The organism is Peptoclostridium litorale DSM 5388, from assembly GCF_900141635.1.
Taxonomy (GTDB): Bacteria; Bacillota; Clostridia; order Peptostreptococcales; family Peptostreptococcaceae; genus Peptoclostridium; species Peptoclostridium litorale.
Genome location: NZ_FSRH01000004.1, coordinates 66,944 through 91,369, shown reverse-complemented (window position 1 = coordinate 91,369; position 24,426 = coordinate 66,944). Strand labels below are relative to the sequence as shown.

21 protein-coding genes and 1 riboswitch are annotated in these 24,426 nt (G+C 43.1%); all 21 genes read right to left on the bottom strand.

The window, feature by feature from the left end; translation table 11 throughout:
* Positions 1-8: 8 nt before the first annotated feature.
* The 21 genes from BUQ87_RS04950 to pelF all read right to left on the bottom strand — a co-directional run bounded on the left by BUQ87_RS04950 (position 9) and on the right by pelF (position 24,424).
* Positions 9-2,369, bottom strand: coding sequence for a pilus assembly PilX N-terminal domain-containing protein (locus BUQ87_RS04950; protein ID WP_038267653.1), 2,361 nt, complete (start codon positions 2,367-2,369; stop codon positions 9-11).
* A 10-nt stretch (positions 2,370-2,379) separates the two neighbouring features.
* Complete coding sequence (locus BUQ87_RS04945) at positions 2,380-2,796, bottom strand: type IV pilus modification PilV family protein (protein WP_038267651.1); 417 nt, start codon at positions 2,794-2,796, stop codon at positions 2,380-2,382.
* A gap of 16 nt (positions 2,797-2,812) precedes the next feature.
* The gene (locus BUQ87_RS04940; protein ID WP_038267649.1) at positions 2,813-4,069 is read right to left on the bottom strand and encodes a hypothetical protein; all 1,257 of its coding nucleotides are present in this window, start codon (positions 4,067-4,069) and stop codon (positions 2,813-2,815) included.
* 2 nt (positions 4,070-4,071) lie between these two features.
* Positions 4,072-4,698 carry a PilN domain-containing protein gene (locus BUQ87_RS04935; protein ID WP_038267646.1) on the bottom strand — a complete coding sequence of 209 codons (627 nt, stop codon included), beginning with the start codon at positions 4,696-4,698 and terminating at the stop codon, positions 4,072-4,074.
* Position 4,699: 1 nt separating this feature from the next.
* Entirely contained in the window at positions 4,700-5,773 is a 1,074-nt protein-coding gene (pilM, locus tag BUQ87_RS04930; RefSeq protein ID WP_038267644.1) for a pilus assembly protein PilM, read from the bottom strand.
* Positions 5,774-5,784: 11 nt separating this feature from the next.
* Positions 5,785-6,351, bottom strand: a complete 567-nt coding sequence (locus BUQ87_RS04925; protein ID WP_038267642.1) for a type II secretion system protein — start codon at positions 6,349-6,351, stop codon at positions 5,785-5,787.
* A 73-nt stretch (positions 6,352-6,424) separates the two neighbouring features.
* Complete coding sequence (locus BUQ87_RS04920) at positions 6,425-7,186, bottom strand: prepilin peptidase (RefSeq protein WP_038267641.1); 762 nt, start codon at positions 7,184-7,186, stop codon at positions 6,425-6,427.
* Positions 7,187-7,668: 482 nt separating this feature from the next.
* Entirely contained in the window at positions 7,669-8,058 is a 390-nt protein-coding gene (locus tag BUQ87_RS04915; protein WP_052636369.1) for a type II secretion system protein, read from the bottom strand.
* A gap of 59 nt (positions 8,059-8,117) precedes the next feature.
* A complete protein-coding gene (locus BUQ87_RS04910) occupies positions 8,118-8,510 on the bottom strand; it encodes a type II secretion system protein (RefSeq protein WP_052636366.1) in 393 nt (130 codons plus the stop codon).
* A 289-nt stretch (positions 8,511-8,799) separates the two neighbouring features.
* Positions 8,800-10,008, bottom strand: a complete 1,209-nt coding sequence (locus tag BUQ87_RS04905) for a type II secretion system F family protein (protein ID WP_038267638.1) — start codon at positions 10,006-10,008, stop codon at positions 8,800-8,802.
* 23 nt (positions 10,009-10,031) lie between these two features.
* Positions 10,032-11,084, bottom strand: a complete 1,053-nt coding sequence (locus BUQ87_RS04900) for a type IV pilus twitching motility protein PilT (protein WP_038267636.1) — start codon at positions 11,082-11,084, stop codon at positions 10,032-10,034.
* 35 nt (positions 11,085-11,119) lie between these two features.
* Entirely contained in the window at positions 11,120-12,799 is a 1,680-nt protein-coding gene (locus BUQ87_RS04895) for a GspE/PulE family protein (protein ID WP_038267635.1), read from the bottom strand.
* A 15-nt stretch (positions 12,800-12,814) separates the two neighbouring features.
* A complete protein-coding gene (locus BUQ87_RS04890) occupies positions 12,815-13,603 on the bottom strand; it encodes a patatin-like phospholipase family protein (RefSeq protein WP_038267631.1) in 789 nt (262 codons plus the stop codon).
* 223 nt (positions 13,604-13,826) lie between these two features.
* Positions 13,827-14,660, bottom strand: a complete 834-nt coding sequence (locus tag BUQ87_RS04885) for a DNA-binding domain-containing protein (RefSeq protein ID WP_038267629.1) — start codon at positions 14,658-14,660, stop codon at positions 13,827-13,829.
* A gap of 100 nt (positions 14,661-14,760) precedes the next feature.
* Positions 14,761-14,851: riboswitch (glycine riboswitch) on the bottom strand.
* A 351-nt stretch (positions 14,852-15,202) separates the two neighbouring features.
* Positions 15,203-16,624, bottom strand: a complete 1,422-nt coding sequence (locus tag BUQ87_RS04880) for a carbon starvation CstA family protein (RefSeq protein WP_038267624.1) — start codon at positions 16,622-16,624, stop codon at positions 15,203-15,205.
* Between the two features lie 162 nt (positions 16,625-16,786).
* Positions 16,787-17,503 carry a LytR/AlgR family response regulator transcription factor gene (locus BUQ87_RS04875; RefSeq protein WP_334292805.1) on the bottom strand — a complete coding sequence of 239 codons (717 nt, stop codon included), beginning with the start codon at positions 17,501-17,503 and terminating at the stop codon, positions 16,787-16,789.
* An 11-nt stretch (positions 17,504-17,514) separates the two neighbouring features.
* Positions 17,515-19,185, bottom strand: coding sequence for a sensor histidine kinase (locus tag BUQ87_RS04870; RefSeq protein ID WP_038267621.1), 1,671 nt, complete (start codon positions 19,183-19,185; stop codon positions 17,515-17,517).
* Positions 19,186-19,328: 143 nt separating this feature from the next.
* Positions 19,329-20,639: a M18 family aminopeptidase gene (locus tag BUQ87_RS04865; protein ID WP_242943777.1), complete on the bottom strand. Its 1,311-nt coding sequence runs from the start codon at positions 20,637-20,639 to the stop codon at positions 19,329-19,331.
* A 16-nt stretch (positions 20,640-20,655) separates the two neighbouring features.
* Positions 20,656-21,528, bottom strand: coding sequence for a glycoside hydrolase family 66 protein (locus tag BUQ87_RS04860; RefSeq protein ID WP_038267619.1), 873 nt, complete (start codon positions 21,526-21,528; stop codon positions 20,656-20,658).
* Positions 21,521-23,008, bottom strand: coding sequence for an exopolysaccharide Pel transporter PelG (gene pelG, locus BUQ87_RS04855; protein ID WP_038267617.1), 1,488 nt, complete (start codon positions 23,006-23,008; stop codon positions 21,521-21,523). Before pelG ends, BUQ87_RS04860 begins: the two co-directional genes overlap by 8 nt.
* Positions 23,009-24,424, bottom strand: a complete 1,416-nt coding sequence (pelF, locus tag BUQ87_RS04850; RefSeq protein WP_038267615.1) for a GT4 family glycosyltransferase PelF — start codon at positions 24,422-24,424, stop codon at positions 23,009-23,011.
* Between the last annotated feature and the right edge of the window lie 2 nt (positions 24,425-24,426).

Genomic DNA, 24,426 nt, shown 5'->3' with positions numbered 1-24,426 from the left:
TCCTCCTCCTAATCCGCTTCCTTCCAGCTCACAAATTCCATTACGTCGTCAAAAGCTCTTTTCATGCTTATGGCTCCGTGGTTTGCAATCACCCTTTTTTCAGTTCCACCTTCTACAACTCCAATCCCCAGGTCATTCGAGCTTGTCTTTCCGCTTACAACTTCAAATTTCCTCCCGGTTTCACCATAAAAAACTCCATATAGCTCGTCGTCATCCGATACCATGTCTATGACTCTTCCTTCGTCATATGTTATCGTTTTGTTTTCGCTTCCGACAAACATGACATTTCCCCTTGCCACTATGGCGCCATTAAACGTTGTCTCTCCACATATGAATACATTTCCTGTCGTGAATATGATTCCCTTGAGGTCTTTGCCGCTAATCCTAAGGCCTTCTCCATCCCCTATGCTTCCGTTTACATATACGTCTTTATTCGTGAAAACCTTTATGCTTGATGGCTTTTCTGTCTCTTCTTTTGACACGTCGCTCTTGTACATTTGTTTAAATATTTCATTTATATTCTTGTTTTCGGCGTAATCTCTCTTTCCAAGAAGGCTTGTGTTCTCGTCTATCTCGTTCACCTTCGCGGCTGATTTTTCTGAAAAGCTTCCCAGGTCAATAAAGTTTCCTTTTGATATGTTGCCTGAAGAAACCTTCCCCGTCGGGTCATATATCTTTTCATTCGCCATTACCGCGCCCAGCGAATAGTTTTCGCTTCCTGACGAACCGTCCAGCCCGCTTATTTTAGCTTTCACCTTGTCTTTTGGGGAAATATACGAATTGTTCTCGTCTGCAAATTTCAAGTAGTGCTCTATTTTCTTGTCCGGGTCAATGTCTACAAACATGTATCCATTGCTTTTGGCATCCGTATACTCCTTGTATTTGACATCTTGCTCTCCCGTATACTCTCCCTGGTAAAAATACGAGTACTTGCTCATTGCAAGGCTCTCACCCGTCTGGTAGAGCTTGTCCTTAGAGTCCTTTACGTTCATGTATGATGTTCCCGCAAGAAATATCCTGTTTGCCTCGATTCTGTCGCCATTTCCACTCGAGTTGACTATTATGCTTCCGCTTCTTTCTCCGTATCCGCTGTCCGCCTCGTTTCCTGCAGGGTCTCCGTCAAGAATCGCCCATATCTCCCCTTCAGAAGGGTTCCCGTCGCTTCCCACTGCTATATTCCCATCGGATCCGTTGAGCTCCATGTCGTCATACATTATAGCGTTTCCGCCTATGTCTATTCTCGAGTTGTCAGCATTTTTGGCAAGTATCACCGAATTGCAGTAGGCGTTTCCAGGCGTTATTATCTTGTCTGCGGAAGAATTCGGCCTTATGACATAGTCTTTTTCATCTTCGTCATATTCAATTATTAACTTTTCCTTTTGGAGCATTTCGACATTTAGCTCGGACCCTGAATACCTCGCTTGTATGTTGGACTTAGTGGCTGCCGTTCCTCTTATGGTCAGATTTCCCTTGCCCTGTGGAAATGCGATTTTTTCGTCATCTCCCAAACTTTTGTTCTTTTCTATGAAGTCACCCGCGCTCCTTGAGTATCCACTGACTATTCCTCCGGTTTCCTCGTTTGAAACCCTGACTTCTTCTGGGTATGTTCCATAGGCGTATACGTCACCGTTCACCTCGACATTTCCGCCTACGGCGACTATGTCGCCTTGGCAGGTTATGGCCCTCAGGTATATGTCGTTTGTCTTGAATACCTTTGTTTCAACTGCTATCTCTTCTTCATCCTCTGTCTTTTTGACAAGGCCGGGGCTTATTATGTTCAGCTTCAATTCCGCATTCTTGCCCAGTTTGTTGTATGTTGCGCTCGATGTCAGCTTGACCTCTATTCTTTCGCCCTTTACATACTCCGATTCGACGGCTACGTCGCCCATTGAGCTCTCCTTGGAGTTTTCTGATTCGAGCTTGAAATCCACATTTGAAATTCTTTTCACTATATCAGATGCCAGCTCGCCGTCGGAAGTCAGCAGGTCAAAATACTTTTTCCTGAATTCGGCTTCAAGCCTGCCCTCTATGATTTCACGAGCCTCTTCCACCGTAAGGTCTACGTCCTCGTATACAGCCGCTATGAAATCCTTCCATTCGTCGGAATCCCTGTATTCTCCATTGACCCAGTCCTGCGAATCTCTTTCAGCCTTTGCAACCTCGGCGTGAAGCTCCCAAAGAGCCTCCTCTATGGCTCCGTCAGCCATGTAAAACGCCTTGTTTCTCTCAGTAGTTATGAGTCCTGTCTTCAGATTGCTCATTACAACCCCCATAAGGCTTACACCAAGTATTGTGAGCACAAAAACAATTAGGATGCTGTATATATACATGGAGCCTTTTTCATCTTTAATTTTTTGCCTGTAGTCCATATACACCACCCTAGTCCTTGTCTTTCCTGGATAGAGAGCTTATGCTCTCCACCTGTTTTCCATTGAAATACACCTTTATGTGCACCTCATAGAGTCCCTGCATTTCGCCCGGATCGCCATCGCCTCTTTCAAGCTTTTTATATTCCACTCCCGCCAGATAGCCGCTTGTAGCGCCTATGTCCTCCACTTCAATTTTGACTCCATCCGCAGTATAATACTTCATCTCACCTTCAGAGGGCTTTTTTGACTTTTCGGCCTTTTCCTTTTCCATTATCTGCTGGGCTATATAGCTTGCCTTTATCTTTCTCTTTACGTCATTGTTAGTCTTTGTTGCGCTCATAAAAAGGTTGAGCACTGCAAATCCCATCAAGGAAAGTATTGTCACAGCCAATACAACTTCAATAAGGGTGAACCCTTTTGATTTCATAATCTAAAACACCCCTTTAAAGCTTCTGAGTATTTACAGTCCCTTTCTTTGGCACTGCTCTGAATCTTGGTTTTGATGCATCATCTCCTGTAACGTATACCTTGACCGGCTTGTCAGTCTCGTTATATACATTCAGAACAAGCCCCGATGAGTCCTTTTCATTAAGCCTTGCCATTGAAAACACCTTTATCACTATATCGTCTCCGAACAGCTGAAGCTTTTCGTATTCCTCTTTCGATGCAGAAGGGTATCCATGTGAACTTGTTTCATACCTGAACATGTATTCCCCCCCTTCTTTTTTGATGTATATTTTAGCCTCTTTGAAGCTGTTTGAATCCTCATACACCGCCGTATACCTGTAAGGAGACTTACCCATTGTTACAGTGGGCATGTCGCTTGATATAGGCTTTAGCACCACATAAAAGTCAGAATCTACCGAAACAGCCGGCGTGGATTCCCTTTCGCTTGACACTGCATCTGTCTTTCTCTTGTTCTGGTTCAAAATACTCAGTCTTCCAGTGGAGAACGGGTCGATATTTCCGTATTCGGAAGCTATGCTCCAATCCCCATTTTCACCTTTCCTTCCATCCGGATAAAATGGAAACTGGAGAGTTATCTTCCCTCCTATGTCCATAGGGGTGTTGACCACGCCAAGGCTCTTTATTATTATTTTCTTCCTGTTTTGCTCTATCTCCTCGAGCACTTTCTTTAAATCCTCATATTTTCCTGAAAATGAAATGGTAGCTTCAAGAAAAAGGTAAGGCTTTTCTTCTTCTCCTTCCTCGCCATCTTCATCTTCCTTTTCTTCCAGCTTCTCTTCTTTTCCAAGCATCTCATATTTTTTGACGTCTATCTTGTTGCCCTTGTCCAGGTATTTCATATAGTCTTCTATGGCATCTTCCAGCGAGCCGCTTTCGACTTCACCTTTTTCTTCTCCCGGCTCCACAAAGTCCACAGTCAGTATTTCCAAATTGTTTTTTGAAAAAACATCATCTATATATAGTATGCTGTTTTCCTGGTACACTTCATGCGGAAGAGCCTGGTTGAGCTCGTCGACTACAAGCCTCATCGCCTCAACTTTTGCCTCTAGTTCTTCCTTGTTCAGCATATTCCTATCCAGCTTTTCTTTTATCTGCTCATTTCCGCTGAGCGCTTTCTTTTGAGTCTGCCACTGCTCTATTTTAGGCTTATACACATTGTTATATGTAAAATATAATGCTGTAAAAACAGCCAGCCCCATAACCATTATCTTTTCTCTTTTTGAAAGATTCACCCTTATTTCTCCCTTCCAAATTTGCAAGTGATGCTGAATGTGTAACCGCTTGAACCTTCTTCAGACTGTGTGCTTATGTTTGAAACAAAAACCTCTTTAAACATTTTTTCCGACTTCAGGTTATATAGCAATTCCGCTACAGACACTTCGCTTTGAGCAGAGCCGTTTATCACAACATCTTCGTTTTCATCGCCCGTTATGTCAATAAACCCTATATCCTTTGGAAGATTTTTTTCTAAAATCTTAAAAAATGCAGTAGCTGAAATATTGCTTTTTTCAATAAATTCCAGCACAAGTTTTTTCTCGTATATTTTTTCGTCTATGTTTTCCAGAAAATCCTGCTGGCTTTTGATTTCCTCAAGCTCCGATATGTTCTTTGAAAGTTTTTCATTTTCAAGTATTGTATTTTCAATTTCCTTGTCTATCCAAACATATGCCCCGGCCAAAAATCCCACTAAGACTATTGAAGCCGTTATGGACAGTGCCACATTCCTTTTTCTGTTTTGCGACTTTATATATTCCGCGGGAAGAAGGTTTATGTTCTTTCTTTTTAGCTTTTCAATCTCACTGTTTTCATTTTTATTCAGATTTAATTTGCCCTTAATGCTGAACTTTGAAAGTTTTAACACTTTATTTCCCCCTTAGCACAGCGCCAATTGCTGGTATTATCATTGAAAAATCTTTTTGGGAGTCCTCGCTTCCAAAACTCGAGCTCAACTCTTCTGGAATATCAGCAACGCTGACGGGCACATCCGCTATGCTTTGAATATATTCCGCTATTCCGTTCATATTTGAAGCTCCACCTATCATTATCACGTTATCTATTCTAGAGCTGAATCTTCTCGTCCTGTAGTAATCCATAACCCTTCTTATTTCCTGGGCAATTTTTTCATACGTCCTCTTTACAGCTATGTTAAAATACATGTCCTCTTCATCTTGCGAAAGATCCACATCGTCATTCATGACAAATTTTTCCGCATTCATCTTCTTTCTTTCGACGTCTTCGTCGCTCATATTCAAGAATTCCGACATTGCAAAATTAACTTCGTCTCCGCCTCCGTCAATTTCAAGCTCCGCAAAGTAGCTCTTTCCATTGTACATTATGAACTTTGTAGTCTGCGCTCCTATATCCACGACAAGCGTATTCATATCCTCTCTCAATATATATTTTTTTGCATAATTTGTTATGCAGCTTGACTTTATATCTATTGCCATGATTTTGAGTCCAGATCGTTCTATAAAGCTCCTATAGCTGTCTATAAGTTCACGTGGAGCTGCTACTATCAAAACCTTCAAAAGCTCATTTTCATCATCTGTGGATTTATCTATGACCCTGTAGTCGACAACAAAATCCTCCAGCGGCCCCGGAAGAAAACTTTGGGCCTCAAGTATGACTATCTCTCTAAGCTCCTTTTGGGGTACAAATGGGAGCTTCCTCTCCCTTATTATTATCTGCTTGTCTGATATTGTCAGACTGCATTTTATGCCCTTACATCCCATATGCTTTATCACGTCAGGAAGCTGCTGTGTAATTTCATCTTCAAAAAAAACTTTTGAATTTATGATTCCATTTGCTCCAAAAGCCGCTTTAGGAGTTTTCAAAATCTGGTGTCCATGAAGCGTAAATTTGCCTTTTCCAAGGCTTCCACACACTATTTTTATATTTCCTCTTCCTATGTCTATTCCTAAAACTTTTTCCGCCATTCCTGCTCCCCCTAGTTATTTCTCAGGTACACCTGCGTTTCTATATAGTAGTCCCCTATCCTTTTTCCCGTAACCGTTATCATAACCTTCACCCTTGCAATCTTTCTTCCGTCCGGCAAGCTGCCCGTGAGATCGTCTCCGTTATCTAGATATATTTCAATATCAATATTTTTGCCTTCCAGTTCATCCGCTCCGTCTATGTCATCAAAGGCATACGTTTCATCTATGCTTTTGCCGTTTACTTTTATTGAACTTTCGCTTACATATTCTATGTCGTAATAATACTCCTTGACCGTCTCTCCGTCTATTTTGACTGTCCTTTCAAGCGCATCGGCCTTTCTGATGGCCTCCACTGTTCTTTCCATGGCAGTTCTTGCGCATCTTGTAATCTTAACATTTTCGTCTTCCCTGTAGAAAGTGTCGTATCCCGCATTAAATATGCCTGCAAGCGGGATCAAAAGCGCTGTAATCACAGCTATTACAACTACAAGTTCGATAAGCGTGAATCCCACTTGTTTTTTGAGTATGCTTCCTGTTAGTTTAAAGTTTTTTTTGCGGTGATATCCTTTAGTTTTCATATGATCTCTCTCTTCCAACAAATCCTTTGCCCTACCAAAATTCAAAATTGAGTTTCTCTTCCAATATACTTCCCTAAAGCCTCATTACATACCAGTATATTATCTGGTTGTAAAAAAGCGCAGAGACAAGGCTTCCTATCGAAAGAAAAGGCCCAAACGGAATGTAGTCCTTCCTTCCCTTGAGCTTTAATATTATGAGAATAAGCGATATGACCCCGCCTATTATAAATGAGAGGAACAGCCCCAAAAGCACTGGCCCTGTTCCAATAAAAAGCCCTACAGCAGCCATGAGCTTTATGTCTCCTCCGCCCATTCCGCCTTTTGTAATTATCGCTATCAAAAGAAGTATCCCGCTGGCGGCAAAAAATCCTATCCCAGCGCTCTTCAGGCTCACATCTCTTGACATTATATTCAGCACTGCGCCGGCAGCCAATGAAAAAATGACTATTTCGTCCGGAATTATCTGATGCTCAAGGTCTATGAACGAAACCACCAAAAGAATGCACGTGAGCACCGCATATTTCAAAAAAACAGTTGAAAACCCTAAAACGCTAAACACCCATATAAACAAAAAACCTGTAAGCAATTCTACTACAGGGTATTTGATGGATATTCCAGCGCCGCAGCCTCTACATCTGCCCCTTAAAAGCATATAGCTAATAACCGGAATAAGTTCAAGTGGTGAAAGCTTTTTCCCGCAGTTTGTACATGACGACGGCGGAAACGATATTGACTTTTTGAGCGGTATCCTGTATATGCAAACGTTCAGAAAGCTTCCGACTACAAGCCCGAGCGCGAAAATGAATGCATAAAGCAGTATTTGTGTAATATCCATATGATCTCCTTTTATGTTCTCAAAACTTCTAAAACCTCTTGTTTGGACTGCAAAGCGGCAAGGCATGTGTGTTTTTATAAGGCGGTGGTAGCATGGCCGTCCCGGACGTCTTCCGATTTGGAGCAGCCTTACACCTCATTCGGCAATAGGTGGGAACCGTTTGAAACTCGCTTCGCTCAAACAAGTCAAAGGTTCCATCACCCATTGTCCGCATTTCGCTGGGCTGCTTCACAAATCTCCATAAAGCCAGACCGGCCCATGACACACACCGCCTGCTGCGAAGTCGACCCTCGCCAAACATTCCTGAATTGTAAAACAATAGAAATTATGTCTTTGTACTAAACAGGGAAGCGAATCAGTTCGCTTCCCTGCAGTTTTCAAATAATAAAATTCATGTAAGTATAGGCTATGCCAACAATCTTGTTATCCAATATGTTCGTAAGTTCGTGCCTGGCACTGGTTATTTGAGTAACAAGAAAAAGTTACTTGAATTGTTTATCTGCAAAAGTAACTTTTTTCCCTGACGGAAGGTCATCATCAGCATCTGATCTCAAATAAGGTCCATGCATCTTAGTAGCATCATTTTCATCTGCTATTCCAGCAGAATTTTTCAAATCAGTTATTACAGTTGCCGCACTCGTTATCGTAAGTTCACTTAAGTCAGTATCTCCAGACTCTGATATATACATTTCAAGCGCATTGTTCAAAATAGCAATCTCCTGCTTGTCAGAGTTTGTTTTTGCCTTTCCTGTTACTCCACCTATCCTTGGCACTGCTATAGCCGCTATAAGTCCTAACACTGCTATAACAACTATAAGTTCTATAAGCGTAAATCCTTTCTTGTTATTCATTAACTTTTTTAACCCTTTCATTATGACGCCTCCTTGTTATTTTTATTATATTTATTTGAATCTTTTATTAAACATACACCTTATTTAAACCTGCCGTCAGTACAAGTGACGGTCTTTCCCGACGGAAGCGTCGTAGTGACATCATCCCTAAGATAAGGACCGTATTTATTACCATGAGGGCCAGTAATCTCATCCTGCAAATCTTTTATTGTCTTGGCCGCATCGTCTTCATCTGTAAATTCGCTCAAATCCGAATCTCCAGACTCAGCTACATACATCTCAACCGCATTGTTGAGTATCGCTATTGTCTGCTTATCCGCATTCGTCTTAGCCTTCTGAGTTATTCCACCTACTTTCGGCACTGCTATCGAAGCTATCATTCCAAGAACCGCTATAACAACTATAAGTTCTATAAGCGTAAATCCTCTGTTTCCTTTCAACATCTTCTTTATGCCAATAAACATGCTTTTCATACATTCACCTCCCAATTCAAACCGACAACTTATTTCATTTAAAAATATTACAAGCGAGCAGACAACCATAACCGCTCTTTGTAAAATCGAAAATACAAACAAACAATGATTTATTACTTTAATTTTACTACGTTTCCGGCTTGTTTTCAAGGAAAATACTGTTAACCCACGAATCATTTTCAATAGGTCTTAAGTCTCATTTAAGGCCCATACCCTAGCCCTTTGTTGTTAATTTTTTTCAACCTTTTTTTCAGGCATATTTAATCTGTATTTATATTCTTTACAGTTTTTACCCAATATGTTGAAACATGTCGAACATAGGGAGCACTATCGCCATGACTATCGTCCCTATTATGACGGCCATAACTATTATCAAAACCGGCTCGAGAATAGTGGTCATTCTCGTTATGGCGTCGTCCACCTCCGCGTCGTAGTAGTCGGCAGACTTTTCAAGCATGTCGCTGAGCTTTCCCGACTCCTCCCCGACCTTTATCATCGATATGAGCATTGGCGGAAACACCTTGAGCGCGGCAAGCGGGTTTGCAAGGCCCTCTCCCCTTTTGATATCGTCCATTACGCTATCTATGCTCTTTGCTATCACCGCATTTCCTATGACTTTTTTGACTATGCCCATGGCCTGTATTATGGGCACTCCGCTGGCCATAAGGGTGGAAAGCGTTCTTGAAAACCTCGATGTCGCAACCTTTGTGTTCATCTCCTTTATTATAGGAAATGCGAGCTTGAACCTGTCGAGCTGGTATCTTCCCTCGTCAGTCCTCAGGTATTTCCCGAGGACATAAGATCCTCCAAGCAGCGCTCCGAACACTATGTACCAGTAGTTTTTAGTAAATTCGCCGACCTTCAGAAGCATCCTCGTCAGAAGCGGAAGCTGGACCCCTGCGCCTGAAAACATGTCAATGAAGCTTGGAAGCACAAAGCTTATGAGGAACCACACCACGAGCACCGCTATTGATATCACTATTACGGGGTATGTCATGGCCGACTGTATCTTTCTGTTTATTGAGTTCTCCTTTTCAAAGTGGACGGCCATCCTGTTCATTATCACGTCTATCTGTCCCGACACTTCACCGGCCTCGACCATGTTTATGAGTATTTCCGGGTATATCCCCTTCTCCTGCCTCATGGAAGCGGAAAGGGTCTGCCCCTTTTGAAGCTTTTGGTATACCTCCTCAAGAGACTGTGCGAGCTTTCTGTTTTCTGTCTGCCTTCTCAGGACCTCAACGCATTCGAGTATCGAAATCCCGGAGTCAAGCATCGAATAGAACTGCCTGCACATGAGCGCTATGTCCTTCACCTTTATCTTTTGGGGAAGGCTTATTTTTATGTCCCTGTTCGCCACCGTCTGAAGCTTTATGCTCACGGGGTACATCCCCTTTTCCCTGAGCTTTTGGGCCGCCTCTCCTTCAGACCTTGAATCTATCACTCCCTTTAGAGTCTCCCCTTTTCTCCCTTTTGCAGTATATATATATTCTGCCATTAACGCACCTCTTCTACACTAGTCTATACATATCTTGAAAATGCATCCTTGTCGAACGCGCAGGTAAGGGCATCCTCATAGCTTACTATGCCGTCCCTGTAGAGTTCTGCAATCGACCTGTCCATTGTGTGCATTCCGAATTTGACACCTGTTTGAAGCGAGCTCATTATCTGGTGGGTCTTCCCTTCCCTTATGTGGTTTCTTATGGCCGAATTGCAGACCATTATCTCAGTGGCCGCTATCCTTCCGTTTCCATCAAGCTTTCTTACAAGCTGCTGCGATACGACCCCGTGAAGCACGCTTGCTAGCTGGATTTTTATCTGGTTCTGCTGGGCAGGGGGGAAAACGTCTATTATCCTCTCTATTGTCGATACGGCCCCCATTGTATGCAGTGTAGAGAACACAAGGTGCCCTGTCTCCGCCGCCGTAAGGGCTATGGATATAGTCTCAAGGTCCCTCATCTCGCCTATGAGTATGACGTCCGGGTCCTGCCTTAGGGCGGCCCTTAGTGCATTGCTGTATGAAACGCTGTCGTTTCCTATCTCCCTTTGGTTCACAATCCCCTTGTCGTGCTTGTGAAGGTATTCTATGGGGTCTTCAAGAGTGAGTATGTGGCAGTTCCTGTTCTTGTTTATATGGTCTATCATCGCGGCAAGAGTCGTCGTCTTTCCGCTTCCAGTGGGCCCTGTGACAAGCACTAGCCCTCTTTGTTTAAGTGAAAAGTCCTTTAGTATCTCAGGAAGCCTCAGCTCGTCTATGTTCGGAATGTCAAGTGCCACCACCCTGAGTGCCATTGAATAACTTCCCCTTTGCCTGTATGCGTTCACCCTGAACCTTCCTATTCCCCTTTGGGAGTGCGAAAAGTCGACCTCACCCTTTTCAACAAGCATATCCCTGTGTTTTTCGTCAAGAAATTCAAAAACTATCTTTTCTATGTCGTCCGGCATTAGTTTTTGGTATTCATCGAGCTTTACAAGCTTCCCGTCAATTCTTACAACAGGCGGTATCCCAACGCTCAGATGAAGGTCCGAAGCCCCCATGTCAACCGTCTTTTTAGCAAGGCTTATTATATCCATACAAAATTCCTCCAAGCGATAATATTTTTCTTGTCCTATGTGTGTATGCTTCTCACATATTCTTCTATTGTTGTCTCACCATCAATTATAAGGCCTATGCAGTTGTCCTGAAGAGTCCTCATGCCCTGCTTGATCGAATAGTCCTTTATGCTCTCTATTTTACTTTCATCAAATATCATCTGTCTTATGTGCCTGTCTACAACAAGTATCTCGTGTACGGCCTTTCTTCCCCTATATCCCGTGTAATTGCAGAGCCTGCAGCCCTTGCCCCTTTTTATGGGCTTCCCCTCTATTCGCCATGAATTGTGAGACAGTAGCGCCAGCTCGTCTTCACTTGGAACATACTCCTCTTCGCAGTAAGGGCATATTGTCCTCACAAGCCTTTGCGCTACAATCCCCTTGACTGCGGCCGATACAAGATACGCCTTGATGCCCATGTCCAGAAGCCTTGATATTGAAGATGCGGCGTCGTTGGTGTGAAGAGTCGAAAGCACAAGGTGACCTGTTATAGCGGCCCTCATCGCCATTTCGGCTGTTTCGTGATCCCTTATCTCTCCCACCATTATTATGTCAGGGTCCTGCCTCAATATCGATCTTAGCCCGCTTGAAAATGTAAGGCCCGCTTTCGAGTTTACCTGTATCTGGTTTATATTTTCCATCCTGTATTCTACTGGGTCTTCAACAGTGACTATGTTTTTCCTGAAATCGTTCAGCTCATTCATAGCAGAATAAAGCGTCGTACTCTTGCCGCTTCCGGTAGGTCCGGTGACGAGTATTATGCCGTTTTTAAGTCTTAAAAGATTTTCAAACCTTTCTATGTTTGCATGCGAAAGTCCCAGCTCACTTTTTTTCTTTAGGAATTTAGTGTTGTCCACAACCCTTATTACGACTTTTTCCCCGTATATTGTAGGTATGGTGGACACACGAAGGTCAAGGTTTCTTTTTTCCTCATTCATCTCTATCCTGCCGTCCTGAGGAAGCCTTTTTTCAGCTATGTTCATCTTGGCCATTATCTTTATCCTGGTCACTATTGCCCCGTGGGTGTTCTTTTCAGGCTTCATTACGTCTGAAAGCTCTCCGTCCACCCTGAACCTTATCCTGAGGCTGTTTGCAGTCGGCTCTATGTGTATGTCGCTTGCACGGCTTTGGACAGCCTGCATTATTATCGAGTCCACAAGCCTTACTATCGGAGCGTCGTTTACTTCATTCAGAAGGTTTTGGTCTATGTGTTCGTCAGAAAATTCATATTCCCTTTTGAATTCCTCAACAGCCTTTCTTACATTCTCGGAGCTGTAATATTTTTCTATGGTGTTTTTTATGTCATCATCCGTTGCAATCGCCGGGCTTACCCTTTTCCCCAGCATCCTTTCAAGCTGGCTTATGGCTATTATGTCAAATGGGTCTGCCATGGCGACCATTACATCTTCATCGGATATTTTCACTGGAACAAGTATGTTTTCTCTCGCAAACTTTTCATTTATGAGCTTCGGGGCATTTATGTCTATGTCGTATGTTTCAAGATTAACATGAGGAATTCCCAGCTGGTACTCAAGAACCTCTATTATGTCCCTGTTTGTGACGTAGCCGAGGTCCGTAAGAACCTCCCCCAGCTTTTTTTGAACTTTCTTTTGAGTATCAAGAGCGTTTTCAAGCTGCTCTTGCGATATCTTCCCCACTTTCAGCAGGAGGTCTCCCAGTTTAATCATGTTTTTCATCCAAAATTCACCTCGCTATACTAATTTGCACACATTCACATTGCGGGCTGCATTGTAGCCCTCTTCAAACATGCCCCTGCAAAAATCCCTCTCGAACTTAAGAGTGTCCATGGGCTGTATTTTTCTGGTCGGCTTCAAAAGTACGAACTGCTCTTTTTTGTATCTGCATTTTATTTCTTCCGGAATCTCATATTCATTTTTGAGAGATATCATAAACAGCCTTTCGACACGCGTCTTTTCAAAAGGCTGTATGAAATTGTTGTTCAATATCCCTCCGTCAAGATTATATCCGTTATATGTCCCTTTTTCTATATCTTCTCTGAACTTTTCAAAAACTATGCTCGAATCAAACTCCCCCAGTATCTCTCCTATGGATTTTTCATCATCTATCTTGAGGGGAATGCTCGAGCTGTACGATATCTTTTCTATGGCCTCTTCGCTGGAAAGCGCTGCAATGTCGCTGCAGCATTCTCTGAGCCTTGAATCGGTGACATTCACATAGTTGACCTTAAGACTTTTGACTTTTTCATCCCTTCCCCTGAGGCTGCGCAGCGGCTCTATGAGGTATGAATTGTCTATTGTTAGCCCTTTGTGCATGCTGCCTCTTAGCATGTCCTCATCTACATCGTTCCAAAACCCCATGAGCTTTTCATACTCCCCCGTATACACGTAATATGAGTTTATAGCTCCTATTGAAGTTGCACTTATGGCGCTGAATTCCACTCCCATTTCGCGAAATGCGCATATGGCTCCCGCCTGGAATGCCCCCTTTGCACCGCCCCCCTGAAGAAAAAGTCCATTCATGTTTTATATCCCCTTTTTTATATCTATTTAAAGTTTCATTATATATATTTTACTACAAAAATAGGCTTTGAATGAAATTTAATATACATGTTCACCATTATACATTACACTATGTTCCAAATATTTTTTGCATATTCTGTTTTAAAAATAAAAAAACTGCACTAGAACGTCCCTGTGCAGCTGCATTGTCATTATAGAATTATAAAGTTTTACACTTGTCTTTTTATTTCGTGGCATAGAATATTATGCCGTTTATGAATTTTTTGAGGTTTATCTTTCCCCCGCGCTTTCCATTTCTCCTTATGCTGTCCATTTCCCTTCTCACCTGTTCAAAGCTGTATAGCCCTTTTGAATACTCAATGAATGTATCGTCCATGTAATCCTCTATTCCCATGTTAGCAAGATTTATAATCCCCACAGTGGCGGTTCTTCTCATCCTTTGCTCCATGGTCTTGTAGTTGTCGGTGAATTTAAGGCACAGCTCTTTAATCTTGTAGTCATCCATTGTTTTTCCCGAGTCTATTAGAAATTTTACGACTTTCATTATGTCGGCGCTTCCGCACTCTCCCGTTATCCCTATATTCCTCATAACTTCTCTTGTTCTGCAGTCAATGCTCTTTTTAGGCTCTTCGATCTCAGGCAGCGTCGATATGTCAAAAAATCCCTTCATCTGATTGAACAGCTTTTTCATTTCAAACTGCTTTTTAAGATTTTTAACTACATTTCCAACCTCGACTTCGTTTACAGGCTTGTATATGTAATAATCCAGCCCTTTTTTATATGCCCTTTCCACTATGTCCTTGGACGAGGCGTCTGACAGGGCTATTACCTGTGTGTTAGAAAGCTTTTTCTTGAGATTTCCTATAAGCGATATCCCCTTGTTTTCAGTCATGTTTATGTCTGCAATTACCATGTCCGGATTGAATTTCATTATCTTTTCCTCTGCAAGTTCAACATCGCTGCAGTGGCCTATTATGCTTCCCAGATTTCTGCCTTCGACTATCTTTTCCAGCCTTTCAACTATGCTGGCGTCCTTTTCAACTATGAAAACATTCACCTAAAACACCTCCGGAATTTTTATCAGTATTGTTTTCGGTTTTATTTTCGAAATATAAAAAAAACAGTATATGAATCTGCATGTAGAAACCCCACATGCAGATTCATACCCTGTCCTTTTATCTGAAAGATTCCCCAAGTAGCTGGGTTTCTTCTTCGATGCCCTTTACGGGTCTCTCCAGGGGCGTGTCCTGCCATTGTCTTTTGACCTGAGAGTTTCAAAACGGACCATCGCATTTCCATTCCTTGCTCCTTTGGTTACCCTTTTGGGTATCTCCAATGACATTCAGCCACATTTATGCCGTTTTATATTAATATTCTTCATCAACTTTTTGAAGTTTTCGAAACATTTCCGAAACTTTTTTTATTCAACGTCTACAAGTTTACATGGACGGGCTGTTTTTGTCAAGAACTTATACCTTACATAACTGTAAAGTGGAAACAGGCAATCCACACTCATGAAAAATTGTAATCATATGGGTATTGAAACAGCCCCGGCATATGTATGCCGCGGCTGTTTCACAAAGGGGGATCTATATGAAATTAAGCTACTGTCGACTCTTTCACTTCTTTCTTTTGCTTTCCTATGTTTCTCATGAAAAGTCCGAGGAATACTACTGAAACTGCTATTCCAGTGACATTTGACATTTGCGCCGGAAGGCTGAAGCCTTCTGGGGCCTGGAGTATATATGCCGTGGTCACGGCGCTCATGAATACCGCAGGGATGCTGCACATCCAGTGGAAAGCTCCCTTTTGGGCAAGATATGCCGCTGAAGCCCAAAGCACTATCATTGCAAGCGTCTGGTTAGCCCATGAGAAGTATCTCCATATTATTGAAAAGTCCATCATTGTAAGTGCTATCCCCACTGCGAAAAGGGGCACTGCAACCATGTATCTGTTTTTAGGCTTGTCCTGCTTAAGCCCGATAGAGTCCGATATTGCAAGCCTTGCGCTTCTAAACGCCGTATCTCCGGAAGTTATAGGACATGCAACCACTCCAAGAAGTGCAAGAACTCCACCTACTTTTCCAAGTATTGTCGATGAAATCTGATTTACCACAACCGCCGGTCCTCCGTTTGCAAGCGCTCCTGCAAGACCCTCCGTTCCTCCGAAGAACGACATTGCAGCCGCAGCCCATATCAGCGCTATTATTCCTTCTGCTATCATTGAACCGTAGAATATCCTTCTCGCTTCGCTTTCCCTTTGAGTACATCTTGCCATGAGAGGCGACTGCGTTGCGTGGAATCCAGATATTGCTCCGCACGCTATTGTTATGAAAAGAAAAGGGAATATTGAAACTGACTTAGGGTGAAGGTTTGCAAGAGTAAGTTCAGGTATTGAATACCCCTTTAGAACTATTCCCCCTCCAATTCCAAATGCCATTATCAAAAGAGAAGCTCCAAACAGCGGATATATCTTCCCTATAAGCTTGTCCACCGGTAGAACTGTAGCCAAAAGGTAATATACTATTATTATCCCTACCCATATTGTCGACTTCATTCCTGTAATATTGCTTAAAAGTCCTGCCGGCCCCATTACGAATACCACACCTACAAGAAGCAGAAGCACCACCGTGAAAACCCTCATTATCTGCTTTACATTGTCGCCAAGATAAAAGCCCACTATCTCGGGTATGCTGCTTCCTCCGTGCCTTATAGAAAGCATTCCCGAGAAATAATCGTGGACCGCTCCCGCGAATATACATCCGAATACTATCCATAAAAACGCCACAGGCCCCCAAAGCGCACCCGCTATGGCTCCAAATATGGGTCCTAGCCCCGCTATGTTAAGGAACTGTATCAGGAATATCCTCGGCCAGCTCATTGGAATATAGTCCACGCCGTCTTCCATCTCAATGGCTGGAGTCGGCTTTGAATCTTCAATTCCAAATACGTTTTCAACAACTTTTCCATATACCAAATAACCTATTATAAGAAGTGCAATTGAAGCGAAAAACGTAACCATAAAATTTCCTCCTCTTCATTTTGTAAAACGTTTTCTCAAACGCCTACATACTTGACTTGTTAATCTCATTATAGCCACGCTTCAAAAGTTTTCTGTAAATTACGCATGAGTTGCAAAAAAAAGCACATTATCTGCAATCAGATAACATGCTCTGTATTCCACTCATATTCCCATTATTTTTCTAAAGTCCTTTATGTTGCTCCTGCTGACAGGAACTTCTCCGACGTCGTCTTTAAGCCTTATATTGTATGTGTTGTTGAACCAGGGTATTATCTCCTTTATCTTGTCCAGATTGACTATATAAGACCTGTGCGTCCTGAAGAACCTGTCCTTTGGAAGCCTCTTGTAAAAGTCGGATATGCTTGTGTTTTCAATATAGCTCTCGTCCTTTGAATGCACTATTGTGTTTCTTTCGCTTGCCTCGCAGTAATATATGTCGCCAATGTCAAGCACTATTATCTTTTCGTCTTTCCAAAGCGTTATCTTTTCTATGGATTCCCCTGATGCCTTCGCGCTGCTTTTTTGGAGCTTTTTTAAAAGTCCTATTATCCGCTCTTTTGAATACGGCTTCAATATATAGTCAAATGCGTCTATTTCAAATGCGTCTATGGCATGCTCCCTGTATGCGGTTATGAATACTATTTTAGGTTTTTCCTCGAACCTGCTTATTATGCGTCCCAGAGAGATTCCGTCAAGCCCGGGCATGCTTATGTCTAAAAATATCACATCCACGTTTTGTTTTTCAATGTATTTTAGCGCTTCAAGCGGGCTGTCAAACTCCTCGAGTATTTCTATGTCGCTGAATTCCCTTATAAAATATTTGAGTTCTTCTCTTGCAGGATATTCGTCGTCAACAATTATGCAGTTCAAATCCCTCACCTCCTCAGCGTCTATTTGACCACAAAACTAATCCTTGTTCCTTTTGGGAGCCTTTCTATTGTTACGCCTTTCCCGTACATGAGCCTTATCCTGTTGTGTACATTCGAAAGGCCTATCCCTCCCTTGTCCGTCCTGCTCGACTCGGCGCCTGAATAGATGCAGTCTATTACATCCTTGGATATTCCCATTCCGTCGTCTTCTATCGAAACCACCACTCCTTCAGGAGTTTTCTTAGCATTTATTCTTACGGTTCCAAACCCCGCCCCTTTGAGTATCCCGTGTTTTATTGAATTTTCAACAAGGGGCTGTATTAGAAACGAAGGTATCTTTATGTCTATGTCGTCATCTATGTCCCATACCACGCTAAGCTTGTCACCAAATCTGGCCTGTTCTATTTTGACATAGGCGTTCACATGCTCCATCTCTTTTTTTATGTCGACAAGCTGCTCGTCGCTTCCTATATTGTGCCTAAGGTAAGTCGAAAGGTCTATTATAAGCGCTCTTGCCTTGTCCGGATCTATTCTTATGAATGAAACTATTGTATTGAGCGCATTGAACATGAAATGGGGGTTTATCTGGGCCTGAAGCGCCTTGAGCTCGGCCCTCGTGGCCATGCCCCTCAGCTTTTCTATCTTGCTCAGCTCCATCTGGGTGGATATCAGCTGCGAAAGCCCCTGAGCGAGTATTATGCTGCTTTGAAGCACTGCATTTTCCTTCCCGTAGTATATCTTTAGCGCCCCTATTACACTGTCCTGCTCTTTAAGCGGAACAACTATGGCTGATCTTAAAGGACAGTCGGGGTGGCTGCAGCCTATCTCAGAAGGTCTTTGAAGCACACTTACCTTGCCAAGCCTTATTACATCCTCAGTCGCATGTGTCAGTATGTTTTGGCCCTCTATATGGTGGTCGTCCCCAAGCCCCACATGGGCTCTTACGGTATCATTGTCAGTTATAGCGACCGCATCTGCGCCCACTTTCTCCTTTATTATTTTGCATACGTTTTCAAGTGACTTTGGATTTATGTCCCTGAAATACGGAAGGGTCATATTGGCTATCTCAAGTGCGAGTTTCGACTGCTTTGCGCCTATCTCCTCCTGCTCCTCAAATATGTTCTCTATCATCAGTATGACTATTGCTATCCCTCCCCCGTTGACCATCATCATTGGGATATATATGTCCTTTACTATCTGGTATGCCGTGTCGAAAGGCTTTGACATAATCAGTATAAGAAGCATGCTGAGGCTCTCCAGCAGTATTCCGCCTCCGAGGCCCCACACCCATCTGTTTTTCAGCTTGGCCCTTTTGTATATGATTCCTGAAAGCACTCCTCCCACCACGGTGGATATGGCGCATGGGATGGCCGTTATTCCGCCTATGTCTATGGCAATCCTGTGAACCGCAGCAATCATGGAAGACACAATTCCCACAAAAGGCCCGCACAGTATTCCGCCCACCATTATTCCTATGTTTCTGGTGTTTGCTATCGCGCCATTTACATCTATTCCCACATAGGTTCCCATTATTCCAAATGTTCCAAATATCACAGCAAGAAGCACCATGTCTGCCGCTTTGAATTTTTCCTTTATTATTATCTGCCTGAAACCCTTGAATCTGGATATGAAGAATGTTATTACTATTACATACCCCAAATTATTTACGAGATGCTGAAAAAGCTCCGCCAAAATAATCACTCCATATTTTTTCTGTTTTTCCCTGATAAAACACATGCAGGCTAATCTGATCAGCCTGCATCCATAAACTATATATCCAATTATATCACAAAACGGATTTCAAGAAATATTTTGCAAACTTACCCGTTTGATTTTTACAGTTCGAAAAATTTCAAAAAGCTCCTGTATATCATGCTGTGGTCCTTCACTCCGCCAAGCTCCCTTGCCGAATGCATGGCAAGCACAGGGCTTCCCACGTCAACGCTTTGTATGTCAAGGTGGGTCGATGATATAGGCCCTATGGTGGAGCCGCCTCTCTCATCCGACCTGTTCAGGAATCTCTGGCATGGGATCTTTTCGCCTTCGCATATCGATTCGTATATTGAAGCAGACAGTCCGTCGGTGGTATAGCTCTGGTTTGCGCTCAGCTTTATGGCAGGCCCGCCGTTTACTACAGGCCTACTCGTAGGGTCGCTCTTTTCGGGCTTGTTCGGGTGGACAGCGTGCGCGAGGTCTGCCGATATCATGAATGAATTGTACATTCCTCTGAAAAATCCGTCCCTGTCCTTTCCAAGTCCTATGCATATTCTCTCCATTACATTTCTAAGCATTGGCGAATCCGCCCCCTGCTTTGTAGAAGAGCCCACCTCCTCATTGTCAAATACGCATACAATGCTCACTCCTCTGTCTGCCCTCGAAGCCAAAAGGGCATTGAGGCTTGCATGCACCATTGAAATGTTATCAAGTCTTGGAGCCGATATGAACTCGCCGTCAAGGCCGCAGAGCATTCCCTTTTCGTATTCATAGAAATAGAGTTCAAAATCTATTATGCTTTCAATGTCTATCTCCAGCTCATCTGCAATGAGATTTTTTATGAACCCTTCCTTTTTGAACTGCTTGCCTACTGTAGACACAAGAGGAATCATGTCTATTTGCCTGTTTAGCTCTATCCCCTTGTTGACCTCCCTGTTCATATGTATTGCAAGATTTGGTATCACTGCTACAGGCCTTTTTATGTTTATAAGCGTTTCCTCCGGTCTTAGCGGACTTTTCCCCTTTGTAACAACCCTTCCAGCAACTGCAAGCGGCCTGTCCATCCAAGTATTCAGTATCGGGCCCCCGTATATTTCAGTGTTGAGCTTAAAATATCCCTCGCTTTGAACCATTTCAGGGCTAGGCTTTATCTTTATTGCCGGAAAGTCCGAGTGTGATCCTATTATCCCGAATCCTTCCTCTTCTATGTTTTCGCTGTTTACTGTAAATGCTATTATTGCAGATGAATTCTTCTCCACATAATACTTTCCACCCTTTTTCACGTCCCATTTCCCGGCAATATGCAGCCTTTCAAAGCCTTTTTCATCAAGCATGTTCCTGCACGTTTCTATGCAGTGAAATGCCGTAGGGCTTTTATATATGAATTCTATGAGGTCGTTTGCAAATTCTCTTTCTTTTTTCTCGATTTTCAAGCCATCATCTCCTCTGTCAATTTACGCTGTCGTATACGTCGCCGTCTCTTTTATATATAAATACATTGCTGTTTTTGTTGCCATGATTTCCAAATGTCCCTCCGCTTGGAACAACCGCATATATATCAAGCCCCATATCCCCGAGCTTTTCAAGCCAGTCCCTGCTCCACTGGTCACTTTCTATTATCCCGTCTGAAAGCCCCTCCCACATTACGCCGTCCACCATGGCCCCTGAATGGGTGTATATCGTTTTAAACCCCCAGTTTTGAATAATGTAAAGTTTTGAATAGTTTTTTCTTATCCTCATGAGAAAATCCCTGTACGAGTCCTTCATTCCCGATTTGACTCCATCGCTCCAATGCGAATCGTCTATGTCACCCACAGTGTCAATCATAATGCCGTCGAGCCCCTTGCTCACCACATGTGCATAAATCTGTCTCAACAGGAAGTTCTGGTATCCCTTTTCCCTTATGTCCATATAGTATGAATTCCACGCTTCATTTTTGATTTGCTCTCCTTCAGGCATGAAAAACCAGCCGTCCTTTAAAGATATGAAGTCAACGTCGTCCCCGTTTTGCTCCACTATGCTAAGGTATCCCAGCACGCGGCTTCCGCTTTTTTGGAGCTTCAGTACATTTTCCCTCGAAAAATTCTTGGGCTCTATTACAACTGTATCATATTCCGAGAGCTTTTGAACAGCGTCGCTGCTGTCGTCTCCATAGTATATTACATAATCGTCCTTTTGCTCCTCTAATGCATATCCCGATTTTTGCCCCCCCGGAGCTCTGCTTTGCATCGCCCAGGAGTCCTTAAAGTTGACATGTGCACCCACAAAGCACACTGCAATCACCACAACCGTAGCTGCTACCCCAACTTGAAAGCTAAGCATCGATGCCCCTCCTTTTTGCAGGCGCTCTGTTTCTTCCCGGCTCAAGCCTTTCTGCCATTCTCGTGAAAAAGCCCCGGCTTTTCGATTCAAATAGCGGCTGCTTTGCAAATGTGTGGTAGTCGAGCTCCTCCAAAAATATTATCATTGTGACTATGGCAATGCAAAGGCTTACAAATGAACCCGCAAAATATCCGAATCCATAAAATTCAACCCCCAGGGGAAGAAAATATAGAGTGAAAAGGCTGTTCAAAGCAAAAAAGCTCAGCGCTATCGCAAGGGCATGATTTCTTGCCTCAAAATAAAGGAGTATGAGTATTATTATGAGTATGAATATATTGCAAAGAGCCCCGAGCGTGCATATTCTGAATATGTCCTTGACTATTATCGGAAGCCCCAGCCTTGAGAACACAAATCCCGCCACTACTATGCACGTTATGGATATTATTGTCTGGTTTTCCATTATGTATATAAGGTTTCTGTATATGCATGTCTTCATCTCGTTTTTTGCCGACTGTATATCATCATATGAAGCGTCTTTTGTGGCAAATGCAAAGTATTTTCTGTATGTGTCGTAAAACTCTGTTTCCACAGAAACCATGAAAAGTATCATAGTCGGAATCACTGTAAGATATGCCAAAAAAACCCCGTTGTCGTAAAGGGGCGCATACCTGTACACCTCTTCTATGCTGACTCCGAGGCTGCTGTACCACATTATTATGTCATCCGCCCAAAGTCCGAGGGTGTAAAACAGGCCAGTGAAAAACAGGGCAGCGAACGAATCCATATACCTTATAAAGTCGTATTCCAGGGCGCTGTCCGATTCAAAATTCTTTAAAAAACTGTACAGCAGCAGGGCAAACGTCACGGTTATGCCTAGTGTGTACGCCAAAAGAAGATTCGAAGCCCCCGCATTTCGGGCGAATTCAATCGGATGTTTGAAAAGGATCGCAGATATGCCTATGGACACTATGCCTCCCGCCCCATACGCCCATGATATAATGGCATAGTTTTTCACAGCGCTCAGATATACCATGAGTATCCACACAATCGATATGAAAACAAACAGGTATACAGCCATTATCTTGTATTCAAGCGAAATGTCCTTGGGATAGTAATAAAGCGCCGAGACTATATAGCTTATTGCAAATACTATCTTTGAAAGACCTATTAGAGAAGGTCTTATGTGCGCATACTCCCTGTTATACAGCCTGTCTGATACATACCTCGTTATCAAAAGCTGCCATGGTGCCGTTATTATCTGCGAAAACACAAAGCTGTAAACCATGGTTCCCATGAAAAGGTCCCTTTGGGCAATTTCAACCAGGAAAAACTTTGAAAGCAGTATTATTATGTTGACCGTTACAACCGCCGCTATCCAAGGCCCTGCGCTCACAAGGGCCGAATATGCGTATGCCTTGCTCCTTGCAGAATAACTTTCATCTTCAAAGAGTTTTTTAAGAGTAAATCCAATGCCAGCCATTTAATCACCCAGACCTTCATAGAGCTGCACGTATCTTTCTATGAGCTGCTCTCTAGTGTAGTGTTTTTCCACCCTTTTTCTGCCGGTTTCCCCCATTGCCATTGCCGCTTCCCTGTCTTTTAGTATGTCTATTATCCCGCTCGCGGTCTCCATCGGCGATACTGGGGGGGTTATTATTCCGCACTTGCCCAGCTTGTCATCGCCAGCCCCTTCCACTATCTCCCTGCAAGCTCCTACATCAGTCGATACAAAAGGCCTTTTGCACGCCATTCCCTCAAGCATTACAAGAGGCTGCCCCTCCGATATTGAGGTGAGCACCAGAACGTCAAGCTTTTCCATATATTCTTTTATGTCCACACTGCCTGTTATGTATACGTCTGCTTCCAGCTCAAGGTTCTTTATGAGCTGGACAACTTCATCGTGGTACTCCCTGTCCTCGTCATACGGGCCTATGAGGTAGAGCTTTGCGTCGTAGATGCTTGACTTCACTATCTTAAACGCTCTCACAAGAGTCTTGACGTCCTTTATGGGAACCACCCTCAGTATGGCTCCTATGTTGTTTTCATGAACCTTTTTGTGGTCTATGTTAAGGTTTTGTATGTCTATTCCATTTGGCACAACCATTGTCTTTTCGATCTGAGCTCCAAGCTGTATCTGCACAAACCTGCTTCGCTCGAAAAGCGACACTATACTGTCTGCGTTTTCATATGCGCATGTGGATATGAAGTAGAAAAAGTCTATCCACATTTTCCTGTAGTCCTCGTCTATCCACGAAGCCTTTAATATCTCCTCTTCCCTCTCCCTCGCATATATCCCGTGTTCTGTAAGCACGAAAGGCTTCGAAGTCTTCGACTTGGCTATGCTCGCCATTAGCCCCGCATATCCCGTAGACACCGCGTGGTAAATATCTGCAGATGGCAGTTCCTGCTGCATGAGGTTTATTGCAGGAAGCAGCATTGACCTTACAGTCCAAAAGCTCTTGTTGAAGCCACGCCTGAACATGTGCTGAGAGTAAAATTCTCTATATACATCCCAAAACATCCTGCTTTGAAGAAACTGCACCGGGTTTCCAAGTCTGCCTTTGTCTGACAGTATATTGTTTATTGCATTCCAGTCTATGTCGCTTTCCATTTTCAAAAACTTTTCTATCTGCTTTTTTTCATCATTTCCTATATTCGGACTGAATCCTGAATACTGAGGGCTTAGTTCCTCATAGTCTCTAAGGCCAACAGTCTTTATCTCGACTACATTTCCAGGTATTTCATATTTATACTCGTCCAGTTCCAACAGCGAGGGCATTATGGAAAATATCTTGAATTTCTTGTCCGGCATTCCCCTTACAAGAGTGTGTATCCAGCTGGATACACCTCCTGAAACATAGGGGTATGAACCTTCAGCCAAAATGCAAATCTCCATGA

What these genes read in the sequence shown, in the direction of transcription:
- BUQ87_RS04880 (WP_038267624.1), bottom strand. Translation starts at nt 16,624, where the DNA reads ATGGTTACGTTTTTCGCTTCAATTGCACTTCTTATAATAGGTTATTTG.
- pilM (WP_038267644.1), bottom strand. Translation starts at nt 5,773, where the DNA reads ATGGCGGAAAAAGTTTTAGGAATAGACATAGGAAGAGGAAATATAAAA.
- BUQ87_RS04925 (WP_038267642.1), bottom strand. Translation starts at nt 6,351, where the DNA reads ATGAAAACTAAAGGATATCACCGCAAAAAAAACTTTAAACTAACAGGA.
- BUQ87_RS04920 (WP_038267641.1), bottom strand. Translation starts at nt 7,186, where the DNA reads ATGGATATTACACAAATACTGCTTTATGCATTCATTTTCGCGCTCGGG.
- BUQ87_RS04900 (WP_038267636.1), bottom strand. Translation starts at nt 11,084, where the DNA reads ATGGATATAATAAGCCTTGCTAAAAAGACGGTTGACATGGGGGCTTCG.
- BUQ87_RS04950 (WP_038267653.1), bottom strand. Translation starts at nt 2,369, where the DNA reads ATGGACTACAGGCAAAAAATTAAAGATGAAAAAGGCTCCATGTATATA.
- BUQ87_RS04910 (WP_052636366.1), bottom strand. Translation starts at nt 8,510, where the DNA reads ATGAAAAGCATGTTTATTGGCATAAAGAAGATGTTGAAAGGAAACAGA.
- pelG (WP_038267617.1), bottom strand. Translation starts at nt 23,008, where the DNA reads ATGGCTGGCATTGGATTTACTCTTAAAAAACTCTTTGAAGATGAAAGT.
- BUQ87_RS04890 (WP_038267631.1), bottom strand. Translation starts at nt 13,603, where the DNA reads ATGAATGGACTTTTTCTTCAGGGGGGCGGTGCAAAGGGGGCATTCCAG.
- BUQ87_RS04895 (WP_038267635.1), bottom strand. Translation starts at nt 12,799, where the DNA reads ATGAAAAACATGATTAAACTGGGAGACCTCCTGCTGAAAGTGGGGAAG.
- BUQ87_RS04945 (WP_038267651.1), bottom strand. Translation starts at nt 2,796, where the DNA reads ATGAAATCAAAAGGGTTCACCCTTATTGAAGTTGTATTGGCTGTGACA.
- pelF (WP_038267615.1), bottom strand. Translation starts at nt 24,424, where the DNA reads ATGGAGATTTGCATTTTGGCTGAAGGTTCATACCCCTATGTTTCAGGA.
- BUQ87_RS04860 (WP_038267619.1), bottom strand. Translation starts at nt 21,528, where the DNA reads ATGCTTAGCTTTCAAGTTGGGGTAGCAGCTACGGTTGTGGTGATTGCA.
- BUQ87_RS04915 (WP_052636369.1), bottom strand. Translation starts at nt 8,058, where the DNA reads ATGAAAGGGTTAAAAAAGTTAATGAATAACAAGAAAGGATTTACGCTT.
- BUQ87_RS04905 (WP_038267638.1), bottom strand. Translation starts at nt 10,008, where the DNA reads ATGGCAGAATATATATATACTGCAAAAGGGAGAAAAGGGGAGACTCTA.